Genomic DNA, 15,846 nt, shown 5'->3' with positions numbered 1-15,846 from the left:
AACCATGGCGCTTACACCAGGAGTCGCCTCCGCTCCGGCCGGCACTCCCACCAGCATCTCCCAGGGGTCGACGACCAAGGGCGGCATCGGCGAGTCCACGCTGCGTCCCGACGGCACCCTGAAGGTCACCGGCGAATTCGCGTACTCCTCGGACATGTGGCACGAGGACATGCTGTGGGGCCACACGCTCCGCTCCACCGTCGCCCATGCCGAGATCAGGTCGATCGACATCGGCGAGGCCGTCGCGACGCCCGGCGTCTACGCCGTGCTGACCTACGACGACCTGCCCACCGCGATCAAGAACTACGGCCTGGAGATCCAGGACACCCCGGTTCTCGCCCACGGCAAGGTCCGCCACCACGGGGAGCCGGTGGCGCTGGTCGCCGCCGATCACCCGGAGACCGCCCGCCGCGCCGCCGCCAAGATCAGGATCGAGTACGTCGAGCTGCCGGTCATCACGGACGAGGCGTCCGCGACCGCACCCGACGCGATCCTGGTCCACGAAGGCCGCGACGACCACCACATCGGTCACGTCCCGCACCCCAACATCGTCCACCGCCAGCCGATCGTCCGCGGTGACGCCGACGCGGCCGCGGAGCGCGCCGACGTCATCGTCAGGGGCGAGTACACCTTCGGTATGCAGGACCAGGCCTTCCTGGGCCCCGAGTCCGGCCTCGCCGTGCCGTCCGAGGACGGCGGCGTCGAGCTGTACGTCGCCACCCAGTGGCTGCACTCCGACCTCAAGCAGATCGCCCCGGTCCTCGGCCTGCCCGAGGAGAAGGTCCGTATGACGCTCTCCGGCGTCGGCGGCGCCTTCGGCGGCCGCGAGGACATCTCGATGCAGATCCACGCCTGCCTGCTCGCCCTGCGCACCGGCAAGCCGGTCAAGATGGTCTACAACCGCTTCGAGTCCTTCTTCGGACACGTCCACCGGCACCCGGCGAAGCTCTACTACGAGCACGGCGCCACCAAGGACGGCAAGCTCACCCACATGAAGTGCAAGATCGTCCTGGACGGCGGCGCCTACGCGTCGGCCTCCCCGGCGGTCGTCGGCAACGCCTCCTCGCTCTCGGTCGGCCCGTACGCCATCGAGGACGTCGACATCGAGGCGATCGCGCTCTACTCCAACAACCCGCCCTGCGGCGCCATGCGCGGCTTCGGCGCGGTCCAGGCGTGCTTCGCCTACGAGGCGCAGATGGACAAGCTCGCGGCGAAGCTGGACATGGACCCGGTCGAATTCCGGCAACTCAACGCCATGGAACAGGGCACGCTCCTGCCGACCGGGCAGCCCTGCGACTCGCCGGCCCCCGTCGCCGAGCTGCTGCGCCGGGTCAAGTCCCGGCCGCTGCCGCCCGAGCAGCAGTGGCTGGCGGCGGACTCCGAAGGCAGCAGCGTCGACGTGCGCGCCCTGCCCGGCGGGCTGTCCAACACCACCCACGGCGAAGGCGTCGTACGCGGAGTCGGCTACGCGGTCGGCCTGAAGAACGTCGGCTTCTCCGAGGGCTTCGACGACTACTCCACCGCCCGGGTGCGGATGGAGGTCATCAACGGCGAGCCGGTCGCGACCGTGCACACCGCGATGGCCGAGGTCGGACAGGGCGGCGTCACCGTGCACGCGCAGATCGCCCGTACCGAACTCGGTGTCAGCCAGGTCACCATCCAGCCGGCCGACACCCAGGTGGGCTCGGCGGGATCGACGTCCGCCTCCCGCCAGACGTACGTCACCGGCGGCGCCGTGAAGAACTCCTGCGAAGCCGTCCGGGAGAAGGTCCTGGAGCTCGGCCGCCGCAAGTTCGGTACGTACCACCCGGCCTGGGCCACCGCCGAACTCCTTCTGGAGGGCGGCAAGGTCGTCACCGACGGCGGCGAGGTGCTCGCCGACGTGGTCGACGTACTGGAGGACGAGGCGATCGACATCGAGCTGGAGTGGCGCCACCGGCCCACCGAGGCGTTCGATCTGCGGACCGGCCAGGGCAACGGCCACGTCCAGTACTCGTTCGCGGCCCACCGCGCGGTCGTCGAGGTCGACACCGAACTCGGCCTGGTCAAGGTCATCGAACTGGCCTGCGCGCAGGACGTCGGCAAGGCGCTCAACCCGCTCTCCGTCGTCGGCCAGATCCAGGGCGGCACCACCCAGGGCCTGGGTGTCGCCGTCATGGAGGAGATCATCGTCGACCCGAAGACCGCGAAGGTACGCAACCCGTCCTTCACGGACTACCTGATCCCCACCATCCTCGACACCCCGACCATCCCGGTCGACGTGCTCGAACTCGCCGACGACCACGCCCCGTACGGGCTCCGCGGCATCGGCGAGGCCCCCACCCTGTCGTCCACCCCGGCCGTCCTCGCGGCGATCCGGAACGCGACGGGCCTGGAGCTCAACAGGACGCCGGTACGACCCGAGCACCTCACCGGCACCTGACCGGGCTCCCACGAACTCTCCGGGCGGTGCGGCTGCCGTGAACGTCACACTTCCCCGCGTACCGCACCGTCCGGAGACACCGGGTACCGCACCGCTCGCGGTCCTTGCACTGCCTCAGTACGTCCGTACCTGCACGATCAGTTCGCCTCGGGCCGTCCCCCGGGTGTGCTGCCGACGCAGCAATCCCAAATCCCGCAATCGGTTCTCTTCACGCGGGTGCCCCTGTGAACCTTGGGAGTCAGGCACCATGACCCAGCAGTCAGTGGAGCCCAAGACCGGTGCGGAGGACGCGGGCCACGGCTCGCGCGTCCCCGCCGGAAGATCTTGGCTCGACCGGTATTTCCACATATCCGACCGAGGATCGACCGTCGCGCGTGAGATGCGCGGCGGCGTCACCACCTTCATGGCGATGGCGTACATCCTCCTGCTCAACCCGCTGATCCTCGGTGGCAAGGACGTGGACGGCAACCTCCTCAGCCAGCCGGGCCTGATCACCGCGACGGCCCTCGCGGCCGCCGCGACGACCCTGCTCATGGGATTCGTCGGCAAGGTCCCGCTGGCCCTCGCCGCCGGCCTCAGCGTCTCCGGCGTCCTCGCCGGCCAGGTCGCCCCGGCCATGACGTGGCCGCAGGCCATGGGCATGTGCGTGATCTACGGTGTGGTGATCTGCCTCCTGGTGGTCACCGGCCTCCGCGAGCTGATCATGAACGCGATCCCGCTCGCACTGAAGCACGGCATCACCATGGGCATCGGCCTGTTCATCGCCCTGATCGGCCTCTACAAGGCCGGCTTCGTGCACAAGGGCACGGCGACACCCGTGTCGCTCGGCCCCGCCGGCGAGCTCGCCGGCTGGCCCGTCCTCATCTTCTGCGTGACCCTGCTGCTCATCTTCATGCTCCAGGCGCGCAACATCCCCGGCGCGATCCTGATCGGCATCGTCGCGGGCACGGTCCTCGCCGTCGTCATCAACGCGATCGGCGACATCCCCGCCACGTCCTGGAGCAGCGGCCCGCCGGAGCTCCAGGGGAGCGCGGTCTCCGCACCGGACTTCTCCCTCTTCGGGGACGTGGAGTTCGGCGGCTGGGGAGACGTCGGCGTGATGACGGTCGGCATGATCGTCTTCACCCTGGTGCTGGCAGGCTTCTTCGACGCCATGGCCACCATCATCGGTGTCGGTACGGAAGCGAAGCTCGCCGACGACAGGGGCCGGATGCCCGGCCTCTCCAAGGCGCTGTTCATCGACGGAGCGGGCGGTGCGATCGGCGGTGTCGCCGGAGGCTCCGGCCAGACCGTCTTCGTCGAGTCGGCGACCGGAGTCGGCGAGGGCGCCAGGACCGGACTCGCGTCCGTCGTCACCGGTCTCTTCTTCGCCGCCTGTCTCTTCTTCACCCCGCTGACCGCCATCGTGCCGACCGAGGTGGCGTCCGCCGCCCTCGTCGTCATCGGCGCCATGATGATGCAGAACGCCCGCCACGTGGACTGGGGTGACCGTTCCGTCGCCATCCCGGTCTTCCTCACCGTCGTCCTGATGCCCTTCACGTACACCATCACCACCGGTGTCGCGGCAGGCGTCATCTCGTACACCGCCATCAAGCTCGCCCAGGGCAGGGCCCGCGAGGTCGGGGCCTTCATGTGGGGCCTGACGGCGGTCTTCATCGTCTACTTCGCGCTCAACCCCATCGAGAGCTGGCTGGGCGTCCACTGACGCCCGCCCCCTCCGCACTCGTCCTAAGGAGACACGCCATGCTGGACATCGCCGAAGAGCTCCACCGGTGGGTCGGGCAGGGACGCGAGTTCGCCGTCGCCACCGTGGTGGCGGTCGGCGGCAGCGCGCCCCGGCAGCCGGGAGCCGCCCTCGCCGTCGACCGTGACGGCACGGCGATCGGATCGGTCTCCGGCGGATGCGTGGAGGGCGCGGTGTACGAGCTGTGCCAACAGGCCCTCGACGACGGCCGGACCGTCCGGGAGCAGTTCGGCTACAGCGACGAGGACGCCTTCGCGGTCGGTCTGACCTGCGGCGGCGTCATCGACATCCTGGTCACACCGGTGCGTGCGGACGATGCCGCCCGCCCGGTGTTCGCCGCAGCGCTCGCTGCCGCCGCGGAGGGGACGGCGGCAGCGGTCGCGCGGATCACCGAGGGGCCGGCCGAACTGCTCGGCCGGCCTCTTCTGGTCCACCCCGACGGTACGTACGCGGGTGGGCTCGGCGGGCATCCCGAGCTCGACCGCACCGCCGTGGCCGAGGCCCGCGCGATGCTCGACGCGGGCCGCACCGGCTCCCTCGTCATCGGGGCCGAGGGCTCGCGGTGCGGGGCCCCCGTCACCCTGCTGGTCGAGTCGAGCGTTCCGCCGCCCCGCATGATCGTGTTCGGGGCCATCGACTTCGCCTCCGCGCTGGTCCGGGCCGGTACGTTCCTCGGCTACCGGGTCACCGTCTGCGACGCCCGGCCGGTCTTCGCGACCCCGGCCCGCTTCCCGGAGGCCGACGAGATCGTCGTCGACTGGCCGCACCGCTACCTCGCGACGGCCGACGTCGACGCGCGCACCGTGCTCTGCGTCCTGACGCACGACGCCAAATTCGATGTGCCGCTGCTCGAAGCGGCCCTGAAACTCCCGGTCGCCTACGTCGGTGCGATGGGCTCGCGCCGCACCCACCTCGACCGCAACGAACGGCTGCGCGAGGCAGGGGTCACCGAAGCCGAACTGGCCCGGCTGCACTCGCCGATCGGCCTCGACCTCGGAGCCCGTACGCCCGAGGAGACCGCCCTGTCGATCGTCGCCGAGATCGTCGCCGAGCGGCGCGGCGGCAGCGGACGCCCGCTCACCGGAGCCCACACCCCGATCCACCACGAGGGCGGCCCTTCGCTGGCCTCGGTTGCCTGAATCACCCTCTTGCTCCTGGTCGTTCCGGGCGGGTTACCGCCACGGCGGTTTCACGCCAGCCCTGAACCCGGATGCGGCTGTGGTTTTACCGGTAGATCAGCTGCATGACACTTTCCCCCTCCTCCGTTTCCGGCCGGGCGAGATCCGCTCGCGCGAGACGCAGAGCCCTGCTCATAGCGACCTCGGTCGCCCTCGTGAGCGGTGTGATGCTTCCCGCGGCGGGTTCCGCTTCCGCAGTCCTCCCGCCGCGCGCGGCCGAAGGCCGTCAGCAGGCGCAGCCCGAGAGCCACGACCTCACCCTGATCACCGGCGACGTCGTGCACTACGTGGACGGTGCCGGGAACCAGGACACCGTGACGGTGGACCGGCCCGACGGCGCGACCGGCGGCGTCCATGTGCAGCAGGCGGGCGACGACATCTACGTCCTGCCCGACGAGGCGACCGCGCTGCTCGCGGCGGGGAAGCTGGACCGCCGCCTCTTCAACGTCTCCGCCCTCGTGGAGATGGGCTACGACGACAAGAGCTCCGGCGCCATCCCGCTGATCGCCACCTACCCGCGGAGCAAGGCGCGCTCGCTGCCGGCGCCCCCGCGCGGGAGCGAGACCGTCCGCCCGCTCACCTCCGTCAACGGTGCCGCGCTGAAGGCCGACAAGGACGAGGCCCGGGCCTTCTGGAACGACATCGCCCGTACGGAGACGGCCCGTTCGCTGGACAACGGTCTCGCGAAGTTGTGGCTCGACGGCCGAGCCGAGGCCCTGCTCGCGGACTCGGTGCCGCAGGTCAACGCCCCGCAGGCGTGGGCGGCGGGCTTCGACGGAGACGGCACCAAGGTCGCCGTGCTCGACACCGGCATCGACGCGGGCCACCCCGACGTCAAGGACCGCATCCTCGGCGCCAGGAGCTTCGTGCCCGGCGAGGAGGTCGACGACAGGAACGGTCACGGTACGCACGTCGCGTCGACCATCGCGGGCTCCGGCGCCGCGTCGGACGGTGCGAACAAGGGCGTGGCGCCCGGCGCCGGACTGCTCGTCGGCAAGGTTCTCAGCGACGGGGGCTCGGGCGCGGATTCCGGGATCATCGCCGCCATGGAATGGGCGAAGGCCGAAGGGGCCGACGTCGTCTCCATGAGCCTCGGCTCGCCGGTGCCGGACGACGGCACCGACCCCATGTCGCAGGCCGTCGACGCGCTGTCGGCGGACGGCGGACCGCTGTTCGTGATCGCCGCCGGGAACGCGTACGGCGCGGGCACCATCGGTTCGCCCGGTTCGGCGGCGAAGGCGCTCACCGTCGCCGCGGTCGACAAGCAGGACGGCCGCGCACCCTTCTCCTCCATGGGCCCGCTGGCCGGTTCCTACGGTCTGAAGCCCGACCTGTCGGCCCCCGGAGTGGACATCAACGCGGCGGCCTCGCAGTCGGTCCCCGGCATCGAGGGCATGTACCAGTCGATGTCCGGTACGTCGATGGCCACCCCGCACGTCGCGGGCGCCGCGGCGATCCTGAAGCAGCGCCACCCCGACTGGAGCGGCCAGCGCATCAAGGACGCGCTGATGAGCTCGTCCAGGGAACTGCCCGGTCACACCCCGTACGAGCAGGGCACCGGCCGCCTGGACGTGAAGGCGGCGATCGGCACCACGGTCGAGGCCACCGGCTCCGTCGAGGTCGCCTCCTACGCCTGGCCGCACGCGACGACCGACCCGGTCGCCGAGCGGAAGATCACCTACCGCAACACCGGCACCGAGGACGTCACGCTGGACCTGACGACCGGCACGGACTCGGCCGCGTACACGCTCTCCACGCCGAAGCTCACGGTCCCGGCGGGCTCCACCGCCGAAGCCGTCCTCTCGCTCGACCCGTCGAAGGTCCCGAACGACACCCGGTTCTCCGGTCAGGTCACCGCCAGGGACGCGGCGGGCGCCACGGTCGCGCACACCGGCTTCGCCCTCCAGAAGGAGCAGGAGCTCTACGACCTCACCCTCCGGCTGCGCGACCGGGCGGGCGAACCGACGGACGGGTACGTCGTCATCGCGGAGCTCGGCGACCCGAATCTGGGTGTCGTCGCGGTCTCCGGTGACTCCACGCTGCGGCTGCCCCCGGGCAACTACACCGCCTGGAGCTCGGTGGACATCGACGGTGACCGCGCGGACTCCAAGGCCGTCGCCTTCCTCGCGGCCCCCGAGACGATCCTCGACAAGCCCACCACCGTCACCCTCGACGCCTCCAAGGCCCGCAAGGTCAGTGTGCGGACGCCCAAGGAGACCGAGACGCGTCAGCTGCGATATGACATGGCACGCACCGCCCCCGACGGCACCGTCCAGCGCGACGCGTTCCAGATCCCGCTGACGTACGACCAGCTGTGGGCGAGCCCCACGAAGAAGGTCACCGAGGGCAGCTTCAGCTTCCTGACCCGCTGGCGCCGGGGCGAGGAGCTGATCGACGTGTCGGCCGGCGGCCGTGACGTCCCGGTCACCGTCCAGGGCGGCTCGGTCGTCGCCGAGAACAGCGAGCGCGAACTCACCGGCGTCTTCGCGGGCAACGGCGCGGCGGCCGACTACGAGGGCCTGAACGTCAGGGGCAGGGCCGTCGTCATCCACCGCAGCGACGCCGTCACCCCCGCGGACCGGCTGGCCAACGCCCTCGCCGCGGGAGCCAAGGTGCTCTTCGTCGTCAACGACGGGCGCGGGACACCCATGGAGAGCTACGTCCCCTGGGGCGAGGAGACCGCCATCCCGGTCGCCTCGGTGCAGCGCATCGCCGGACAGACACTGATCGACGCCGCGAAGCGCGGCAAGGACATCGACGTCCGCCAGCGGAAGTTCGCGAGCTACGTCTACGACCTGGTCGACCGCCACGACGGCGTGATCCCGGACCGTCCGCTGGCCTTCGCGCCGGAGACCGGCGAGCTGGCGAAGGTGGAGAACACCTTCTACGGCCACCGGGCCACGCTCGGCGCGGGATTCCGCTATGACATCCCGGACTACGGCCCCGGCCTCGGCTTCGAGGAGTACGAGAAGTTCCCGGGCGTCCGCACCGAGTGGGTCAACCCGCTGCCGGGCGACTCGTTCTGGTACGAGAACCACTCGGTCCTGAACGCCGACGCCACCGGTACGGCCGCCGAGATGCGCTCCGCGGACATGGACTACAGGGCGGGCCGGAGCTACCAGGCCGAGTGGTTCGCGCCGGTCACCCGTCCGCGCCTCGGCACCGGCTACTGGGGCCCGTTCCGCACGACGTACAACGACATGCAGTTCAACATCACACCGTGGACGGACTCCGGCGCGGGCCACTCCGGTTCGATGCCCGAGGACGAGTACGACACCACGTCGTACGCCTTCTACCAGGGCGGCACGCTGATCAAGAAGGGCGCGGGCCGGGCCGGTTACGCCGGCGACCTGTCGCCGGACTCGCTCCCGTACCGGCTCGTCATCGACTCGGCCCGCGACGGCGAGGTGTGGAAGACGTCGACGCGGACCCACAGCGAGTGGAACTTCGTCTCGGGCGCCCTGGACGAGAACGGCCCGTACCAGGCGGACATCCCGATGCTCCAGCTGGACTACGGCATCGAGACCGACCTGGCCGGTGACGTCGAGGCCGGCCGGTGGACCGAACTCGCTCTCGCCTCCGGTACGCAGGAGTGGCTGGACGGTGCGGTGAAGGCCGACAAGGCCACGCTGTCGGTCAGTTACGACGACGGCGGGAACTGGTCGCCCGTTCAACTGCGCGAGAGCGCGACGGGTGAGTGGACCGCGCGGTTCAGGACCCCGGCGAAGGCCGGCGGCTTCGTCTCGCTCAAGGCGCACGCCGAGGGCCCCGGCGGCCTCGCCGTCGACCAGGAGATCATCAGGGCCTTCGGCCTGAAGTGACCCGCTGAGCGACCCCTTCGAGGTGGCCCCGTACCCCTGCCCCGGGTACGGAGCCACCTCGTGTCATGCCGGGGCGGGAGGTCCCGGGGCCGTGCGGTTGGATGGTGCCATGAGCGTTTACGACGTCGCCCGTCACCTGCCCGGGATATCCGCCCTCAGCGACCTCTGCCGTGCCATGGCGATGCTGGACGCGATCCTGTGCCCCGAGTGGGCGGACCGGTGGCACAGCTACGACGCGCAGTGGTCCGCGTCCGGCGGGACACCGCTGGAGCTGGCATCGATGCGCAACGGTTCGGGTGACGCGTACTCGGTCGTGTTCTCGCCCGCCGGAGCGTACGCCCGCGGCTTCGATCACGAGTCGCCGATGAGCCCGTACGTCGACGACGCGCTCTGGCCCGGAGTGCTCGACGACGTCCCGGCCGTCTTCCGCCCCTTCGTGGAGGAACCCGCGTTCGGCGACGAGTCCGGCACGCCCCTGGTGACGGCATGCCTGTGGCGGGAGACCGCGGACAGCGCGTGGCGTACGGGAGACATCGACCTCCCCGAGGACGGGGACGACGCGGACGGCGCGGACTACCTCTTCCAGCTGCTCGTCGCGGGTACCCCCGACGCCTACCTGGAATGGGCCGAGGACTACTACGAAGTCACCCTCGACCCGGCCGCCGTGCGTCATGTGTACGACCTGCGGCCGCTGACCGCAGAGGTGGTCGCGGCACTCAACCCGGAGATCACCCTCGCGGACCTGGCCGACGATCTCAAGGAGACCGGCTACCCGGGAAACCCCGGGTAGCGGCGGCCCCGCCGGGCGGCCGCAGCGGCCACCCGGCGTGACGGTCCGGACTACCAGCGGTCCCGGTGGATGACGTCCGCCACCGGGCGGCGGCGCACGGGACCGAAGTTGCCCTTCGGCCACCCCACCGGAACGGCCGCGAAGGTCCGCATGTCCTCGGGAATCCCCAGCACCTGCTTCCACTCCTGCTCCAGCATCAGATGCCAGATGGTGATGTTCGCCGCGAGACCGAGGGCCCGCGCGGCGAGCAGCAGGTTCTGGACGCCCGGATAGACGCACGAGCCCTCCGCGAGCGCCTGGAAGCGCGTCAGCGTGTTCATCATGTGCTCGGTGCCGGCCGGGCCGAGCGCCCGCGCGGAGGCGAGCAGCCCCTCCTCGTCGACGCGCGGCTCCGGGAAGCGGTAGCACGGGATGATCAGCGCGGGTGTGTCGGCGAAGTGGTCGCGCTGGTACTCGATGGCCGCCACCATCCGCCCGTACGCCGCCTCGTCCATGCCCTTCGGCGCGTACTTGCCGGTCGTCGCCAGATACGCGTCCACGCACCGCTTCCACAGCGGGGCGAGGCGCGCCATCATGGCGCGGTCGGTGACGACGACGTACTCGTAACACTGCATGTTTCCGCCGCTGGGACCCCAGACGGCGGCCTGTATCAGCTGCTCCAGCGTCTCGTCCGGCACCGGGTCCGGCTTGAGGCGGCGCATGGCGCGCATCGTGGACATCGTCGCGAAGAGGGCGGGTCCGTCAGGGGCGGACGCGTCGGTTCGAACCGTTTCCATGGTCATGATCGCGGAGTGTACGGGGATTCGTACACCTGGTCGTCCCCCCACCGCACGGGGGAACGCGAGGCGGACGGCGGCCCGTTAAGGCGTATAAAGGGTCCCTCCGGAGCAGCCGGCGCCCCCGATGGCGATGTCCCCACCCCCACGCGGCCGGCGTCACCGCGTACGACAGCGGAGGAGCGCCCCATGAGCACCTCGGAAGAGATCACGGACCTGCTGGTGACGAAGTTCGGAACCGACCCCCTCGCCATCCGCCTCGATGTGCCGCTCCGTCAACTGCGCCTCGATTCCCTGGCGCTGGAGGAGCTGCGGCTGCTGATCGAGGACCGCATGGACATCGATCTGGAGGACGTCGCGCTCACCTCGCGGGACACCGTGGGCCGGCTCGTCGAGGCCGTGCACGGCAAGGCCACCGCGTGACGGGCCGCAGGCCCGCCGTGCCGTGGGGCAGGCCGCCCCTGGAGCCGTTCGCCGCCGCGGTCACCGGCGTCGGACTGGTCACCGCGGCGGGGGTCGGAACGGATGCCGCCTGGGACGGGGTCTGCGACCCCGCGGCCGCGCCGTCCGTCCACCACCAGCCCGAACTCGACGGTCTGCCGTGCGACTTCATGTACACCGTGCCCGGACTCGACGCGAGGGCCGTCCTGGGTGTGGCCGTGCAGCGGCTGATGGACCGCTTCGCGCAGCTCGCGGTGATCGCCGCCCGCGAGGCGGTCGCCGACGCCGGACTGGACCCCTCGGTCTGGGACAGCGGCCGGGTCGCCGTCGTCATCGGCTCCGCGCACGGCGGACTGCCCTTCTACGACGCACAGCACACCGCCCTCACCGAACGCGGCGCGCGGCGCGTCTCCCCCAAGCTCGCCCCGCTCAGCGTCGTCAACGGCGCCGCGAGCAGCGTCGCCATGGACCTCGGCGCCCACGGACCGAGCCAGGCCGTCTCCACGGCCTGCTCGTCCGGCACCGTCGCCATCGGTACCGCCCACCAGATGCTCCGCACCGGGGCCTGCGACATCGTCGTCGCGGGCGGCGCCGAATCGGTCTGCTCCCGGCTGCTGATCGCCAGCGCCTGCCAGATGAAGGCCGTCTCCACCCGCCGCGACGACCCCGGCGCGGCCTGCCGCCCCTTCGATACCCACCGCGACGGCTTCGTCGTCGGCGAGGGCGCCGGCCTCCTCGTCATGGAGCACCCCGAGCACGCCAGGGCCCGCGGCGCCGTCGTCCGCGCGCACGTCGCCGGCTACGGGGCCTCCAGCGACGCCCACTCGGCCGTCGCCCCCGACCCCGACGGCCTCGGCATCGAACGGGCGCTGCGCACCGCGCTGGCCGACGCGGGACTGGGCCCCGGCGACATCGGACACGTCAACGCCCACGGCACCTCGACCGTCGCCAACGACCTCATCGAGGCGACCATGCTCCACCGGGTGCTCGGCGAAGGCCCCCTCGTCACCTCCACCAAGGCCAGGACCGGGCACACACTCGGCGCGGCGGGCGGCATCGAGACCGCGCTGACCGTTCTGGCACTCCAGCACCAGCTGGTGCCGCCCACCGCCAACCTCGACGCTCCCGACCCCGGGATTCCCGTCGATGTGGTGAGCAAGGAGTCCAGACCGAGCGTCTTCGACTGCGCGGTCAAGACCTCGCTCGGCTTCGGCGGCCACAACGCGGCGCTCGTGCTCACCAAGTGACCGGAGGGAAACCCACCATGTCCGAGGAGATCATCCGGTCCCTGTCGGTGAACGGGCTGCGCTACGGCTGTCGCGTCCTGCCCCGCACCGCCCCGGACGGCGGATCGGGCACCGAACCCGTCATCGTGCTGGGCGGGGCGCTCCAGGGCATGTTCGGCTGGCCGCAGATGGACGACCACCTGGGTCCCTTCGCCGACGTCGTCACCGCCGACCTGCCCGGCATGGGCACGGCGGACCCCCTGCCGCCCGGCCCGGCGGCGGACACCCTGATCGACGCGGTGACCGGGATCATCGACAGCCTGGACGCGCCGAGGGTCAACCTCTTCGGCTTCTCGTACGGCGCCGCGATCGCCTTCGGCTGCGCCCGGCGCGACCCGGGCCGCATCGCCAGGCTGGTCCTGGGCGGCGTCCCCGCGCATATCGGGGAGGTGCAGCGCGATTACTGGCGGCGGGCCTCGGAGCGGCTGGCCGAGGGTGACACGGAAGGGTTCGCGAGGCTCGCCGCCGACGGTCTGATGTGCCTCGATCCGGAGCGCCCGGTGCACCGCAGGGAGCTCGCCAGGCGCTATGTCCGGCGCTCCTTCCAGCACGCGCTCACGCAGTCGCCGCACGCCCCGCAGACCCTGCGCCGGGCGCTGGGGGACCGGCCGGACTTCTCCGGCGGGCTGTCCGGAGTGCCCGCGCTGGTCTTCGCCGGGGAGCACGACACGGTGACCTCGCCCGAACGGCAGCGGGCGTTCGCCGCGACGATCGAGGGCAGCCGCTTCCTCACGATCGACCGGTCCGACCACTGGGTGGTCCTGGAACGGCCCGACGACGTCGCCGAGCTCGTCACCCGTTTCTTCACCGACCGGCCCCTGGAACAGGACGGTACGCTGGCCCTCCCGCACCAGGACCGGGCCGTGCGCGACCTGGCGGGGTCGCGCACGGCCGGGTGAGGCCGCGGTCAGCCCTTGTTGACCTGCATTCGCACGATCTGCGGATCGTGGTCGCTCGCCTGGTCGGCGAACTCGGCGTTGATGTGCACCACGTCGTAGTCGAAGCGGGTCACGGCAGGGCTGGTCAGAATGTGGTCCAGCGTCTGCGAGTTGCCGTCGAACACGTAGCTGTACTGCTCGTTCGCGGGCAGCGTCGTGATCAGCGGCCTGAGGACCCGGCCACTGGTCAACGCGTCCATCGTCGGTGAGAACGCGAAGTCGTTGAGGTCCCCGAGGGCCACCACGCGGGCCGACTTGTCCGCCGCCAGCAGCGACTTGACGAAGGTGTTGACCTCCTCGGCCTGCCGCACCCGCTTGGTCTCGGAGCTGCGCACCGGCTCCTGGTTGCGGCCGTGCAGGGGCTGGTCGCCGCCCTTGGACGTGAAGTGGTTGGCGATGACGAAGACCGGCTTGCCGTGGAAGCGGAACTCACCGACCAGCGGTTTGCGGCTGTCCTCCCACGCACTGCTCGTCGGGTTGATCCGCCCGGGCGACACCGAGAGCGTGGCGCCCTTGTGCGTGTCCACCACGGTCACGGGGGTGGTCGCGTCACCGCCCGCGCGGTCCACGAAGCTGACCCGCTCGGGGTTGAAGAGGAAGACGTTACGGATGTTGCCACCCGGTTCGCCGCCGTCCTGGCCGTCCTCGGGGGCGACGTAACGCCACGCGTACCGCGGGCCGCCCGCCGCGACGATCGCGTCGGTGAACCGCTTCAGCGTCGCGTCCGAGCCGACCGTGCCGTCGTTGACCGCGCCGTTGTCGTCCTGGATCTCCTCCAGGGACACCACGTCGGGCGATGAGAGGCTGACGGCGACGCCCGCGGCGAGCGTGTCGAACTTGGTCTGGTCGTCGAGCGCGTCCAGGTTCTCCACGTTGTACGTGGCCACGGCCAGCTCGTTGCCGCGCTGCGGGCGGGTGACCTCGCGCCGCAGGCCGTTGTCGGTGAGCGTACCGAGCTCGGTGGCCTGGAGGTTGTAGCCGCCGAAGGACGCGTAGTCCATGACGCCCGTGGTGGCGCCGGACAGCACATCGCCCACGTCCGCGACCGGAACGGGCCGGGCGGCGTCGAGCGACAGCACCTTGATACGGCCGGTGTTCTGGTCGGCGTACGAGGCGTAGAGCGTCCCGCCGCGCGCGGTCGGCTGCTCCTGGGGCTTGACCGTCACCCAGATCTCGCCGTACGAGGTGGTCGCCCCGGTGATCCGGGTGTCGGCGATGCGGACCCGGGTGCCTTCGAGCGACTCGTACAGGTCGAGGGCGTACGTCGCCGGGGCGAGGGGCAGCGCTTCGATCGAGCCGCCGTTCGCCGTGGGGGCGTAGGCGCCGGGCACGGAGGCCGCGTCGAGGACGACCGGCGCGGGCAGCGCGTTGCCCGAGGACAGCACGGTGGTCTTCGGCGCGGTGAGCTGGGTGAGCGACTGGGCGGTTGCCGCCGGGTAGTACTCGGCGACCTTTCCGCTGACCAGCACCGAGTCGCCCACGGCGACGGTGGGCGCGGTGCCCCCGGTGTAGACGAACAGCCCCTCGCCGGTACGCGCGTCGGCGTCCGGAGCGGTGTCCTGGATCCAGAAGCCGCGTGAACCGGAGGTCCGTACGGCGGTGACCACGCCCGGGACGGCGGAGACCGTCTGGCCGGCGAGCGGCGAGAGCCGGGTCGCGCCCTGGATGTCGTGCACCCGGACGGTGCCGGGCTCGGTCGGGTTGCCGGGATCGCCGGGGCCGGGACCTGTGCCGCCGGACGTCTCGCCCGCCGCGTTGACCGGGGTGGGGGCGGCGGCCGCGAGGTCCGCGGCGTTGTCGTCGGTGTCGGCGAGGGCCGTGCCGCGCGCCACGGACGCGGTGGCGGAGGCGCCGGTCACCGGGCTGCCCTCGCGCACGACGGCGGAGCCGTAGCCGACCAGGTCCACGATCCTGGTGTCGACGGCGCAGTCGGCGGCCGTCTTGCAGGTCAGGGGAGTGGTGCCGGAGACGAGGGCGACGGAGCCGCCGGCCGCGGACATCGCGACCGTGCCCGTGGCGTCCGCCGTCGGCAGGGCCACGGTGCCACCCGTGCCGGCGGCCTGGACGACGAGGTAGCGGCCACCGGGCGCGATGGACCCGGTGAGCGCGGAGACCTGCCACAGGGAACCGGCGGACGGGGTGGCCGGAAGGTACTGGACGCTGAAGCCCGAAAGGCCGTACGCCGCGGACCCGGCGTTGGCCAGCTCGATGAAGTCGCGGGTGAGCGTCGCACCCGAGTTGCCCCCGCCGCCGTAGACCTCGGAGATCACGGCGGTCGGGGACGGGGCCGCGAAGGCGGCAGGCAGAGCGGTCACCGAGAGGGTGACGGCGACGGCGCCCGCGAGCAGAGCGGAACCGTGTCTGGATATGTGCACGTGTGGAGCCCCCAACTATGTAGTGAGAGCAAAAGCTATGCGCGTAGAACAGGCGTGACAAGGCATCAGAGGTTA

10 protein-coding genes are annotated in these 15,846 nt (G+C 71.3%); 8 read left to right on the top strand and 2 right to left on the bottom strand.

What is annotated here, in order from left to right; all coding sequences use genetic code 11:
• The first annotated feature begins 4 nt into the window (after nucleotides 1-4).
• The 5 genes from AC07FA_RS32040 to AC07FA_RS32020 all read left to right on the top strand — a co-directional run bounded on the left by AC07FA_RS32040 (nucleotide 5) and on the right by AC07FA_RS32020 (nucleotide 9,955).
• Nucleotides 5-2,422: a xanthine dehydrogenase family protein molybdopterin-binding subunit gene (locus AC07FA_RS32040; RefSeq protein ID WP_479079845.1), complete on the top strand. Its 2,418-nt coding sequence runs from the start codon at nucleotides 5-7 to the stop codon at nucleotides 2,420-2,422.
• Between the two features lie 247 nt (nucleotides 2,423-2,669).
• Nucleotides 2,670-4,127 carry an NCS2 family permease gene (locus AC07FA_RS32035; protein ID WP_479079844.1) on the top strand — a complete coding sequence of 486 codons (1,458 nt, stop codon included), beginning with the start codon at nucleotides 2,670-2,672 and terminating at the stop codon, nucleotides 4,125-4,127.
• A 38-nt stretch (nucleotides 4,128-4,165) separates the two neighbouring features.
• Nucleotides 4,166-5,305, top strand: coding sequence for an XdhC family protein (locus AC07FA_RS32030; RefSeq protein ID WP_479079843.1), 1,140 nt, complete (start codon nucleotides 4,166-4,168; stop codon nucleotides 5,303-5,305).
• A gap of 206 nt (nucleotides 5,306-5,511) precedes the next feature.
• Nucleotides 5,512-9,165: a S8 family serine peptidase gene (locus AC07FA_RS32025; protein ID WP_479079864.1), complete on the top strand. Its 3,654-nt coding sequence runs from the start codon at nucleotides 5,512-5,514 to the stop codon at nucleotides 9,163-9,165.
• Between the two features lie 109 nt (nucleotides 9,166-9,274).
• Entirely contained in the window at nucleotides 9,275-9,955 is a 681-nt protein-coding gene (locus tag AC07FA_RS32020; protein ID WP_479079842.1) for a hypothetical protein, read from the top strand.
• Nucleotides 9,956-10,005: 50 nt separating this feature from the next.
• Here the strand turns inward: AC07FA_RS32020 and AC07FA_RS32015 are convergent, their stop codons facing one another.
• Nucleotides 10,006-10,737, bottom strand: coding sequence for a nitroreductase family protein (locus AC07FA_RS32015; RefSeq protein WP_479079841.1), 732 nt, complete (start codon nucleotides 10,735-10,737; stop codon nucleotides 10,006-10,008).
• A 183-nt stretch (nucleotides 10,738-10,920) separates the two neighbouring features.
• On the opposite strand from AC07FA_RS32015, the gene AC07FA_RS32010 reads away from it, so the two are divergent.
• Genes AC07FA_RS32010 through AC07FA_RS32000 form a run of 3 tightly spaced genes read left to right on the top strand, consistent with a single transcriptional unit; the run spans nucleotide 10,921 to nucleotide 13,357 of the window.
• A complete protein-coding gene (locus AC07FA_RS32010; protein ID WP_479079840.1) occupies nucleotides 10,921-11,154 on the top strand; it encodes an acyl carrier protein in 234 nt (77 codons plus the stop codon).
• Nucleotides 11,151-12,419 (top strand): beta-ketoacyl-[acyl-carrier-protein] synthase family protein, encoded by a 1,269-nt coding sequence (locus AC07FA_RS32005; RefSeq protein WP_479079839.1) that lies wholly within the window; start codon nucleotides 11,151-11,153, stop codon nucleotides 12,417-12,419. Before AC07FA_RS32010 ends, AC07FA_RS32005 begins: the two co-directional genes overlap by 4 nt.
• A gap of 17 nt (nucleotides 12,420-12,436) precedes the next feature.
• Complete coding sequence (locus tag AC07FA_RS32000) at nucleotides 12,437-13,357, top strand: alpha/beta fold hydrolase (RefSeq protein WP_479079838.1); 921 nt, start codon at nucleotides 12,437-12,439, stop codon at nucleotides 13,355-13,357.
• Nucleotides 13,358-13,365: 8 nt separating this feature from the next.
• Here AC07FA_RS32000 and AC07FA_RS31995 read toward each other — a convergent pair whose 3' ends face one another.
• Nucleotides 13,366-15,771 (bottom strand): endonuclease/exonuclease/phosphatase family protein, encoded by a 2,406-nt coding sequence (locus AC07FA_RS31995; RefSeq protein WP_479079837.1) that lies wholly within the window; start codon nucleotides 15,769-15,771, stop codon nucleotides 13,366-13,368.
• Nucleotides 15,772-15,846 lie beyond the last annotated feature (75 nt).

It is taken from the genome of Streptomyces sp. NPDC045968, assembly GCF_056430475.1.
This window is presented reverse-complemented; position numbering and strand designations above follow the sequence as displayed.

Bases quoted from the DNA above. Each gene is read 5' to 3' on its own strand.
- AC07FA_RS32040 (WP_479079845.1), top strand. From the start codon at position 5: ATGGCGCTTACACCAGGAGTCGCCTCCGCTCCGGCCGGCACTCCCACC.
- AC07FA_RS32035 (WP_479079844.1), top strand. From the start codon at position 2,670: ATGACCCAGCAGTCAGTGGAGCCCAAGACCGGTGCGGAGGACGCGGGC.
- AC07FA_RS32030 (WP_479079843.1), top strand. From the start codon at position 4,166: ATGCTGGACATCGCCGAAGAGCTCCACCGGTGGGTCGGGCAGGGACGC.
- AC07FA_RS32025 (WP_479079864.1), top strand. From the start codon at position 5,512: ATGCTTCCCGCGGCGGGTTCCGCTTCCGCAGTCCTCCCGCCGCGCGCG.
- AC07FA_RS32020 (WP_479079842.1), top strand. From the start codon at position 9,275: ATGAGCGTTTACGACGTCGCCCGTCACCTGCCCGGGATATCCGCCCTC.
- AC07FA_RS32015 (WP_479079841.1), bottom strand. From the start codon at position 10,737: ATGACCATGGAAACGGTTCGAACCGACGCGTCCGCCCCTGACGGACCC.
- AC07FA_RS32010 (WP_479079840.1), top strand. From the start codon at position 10,921: ATGAGCACCTCGGAAGAGATCACGGACCTGCTGGTGACGAAGTTCGGA.
- AC07FA_RS32000 (WP_479079838.1), top strand. From the start codon at position 12,437: ATGTCCGAGGAGATCATCCGGTCCCTGTCGGTGAACGGGCTGCGCTAC.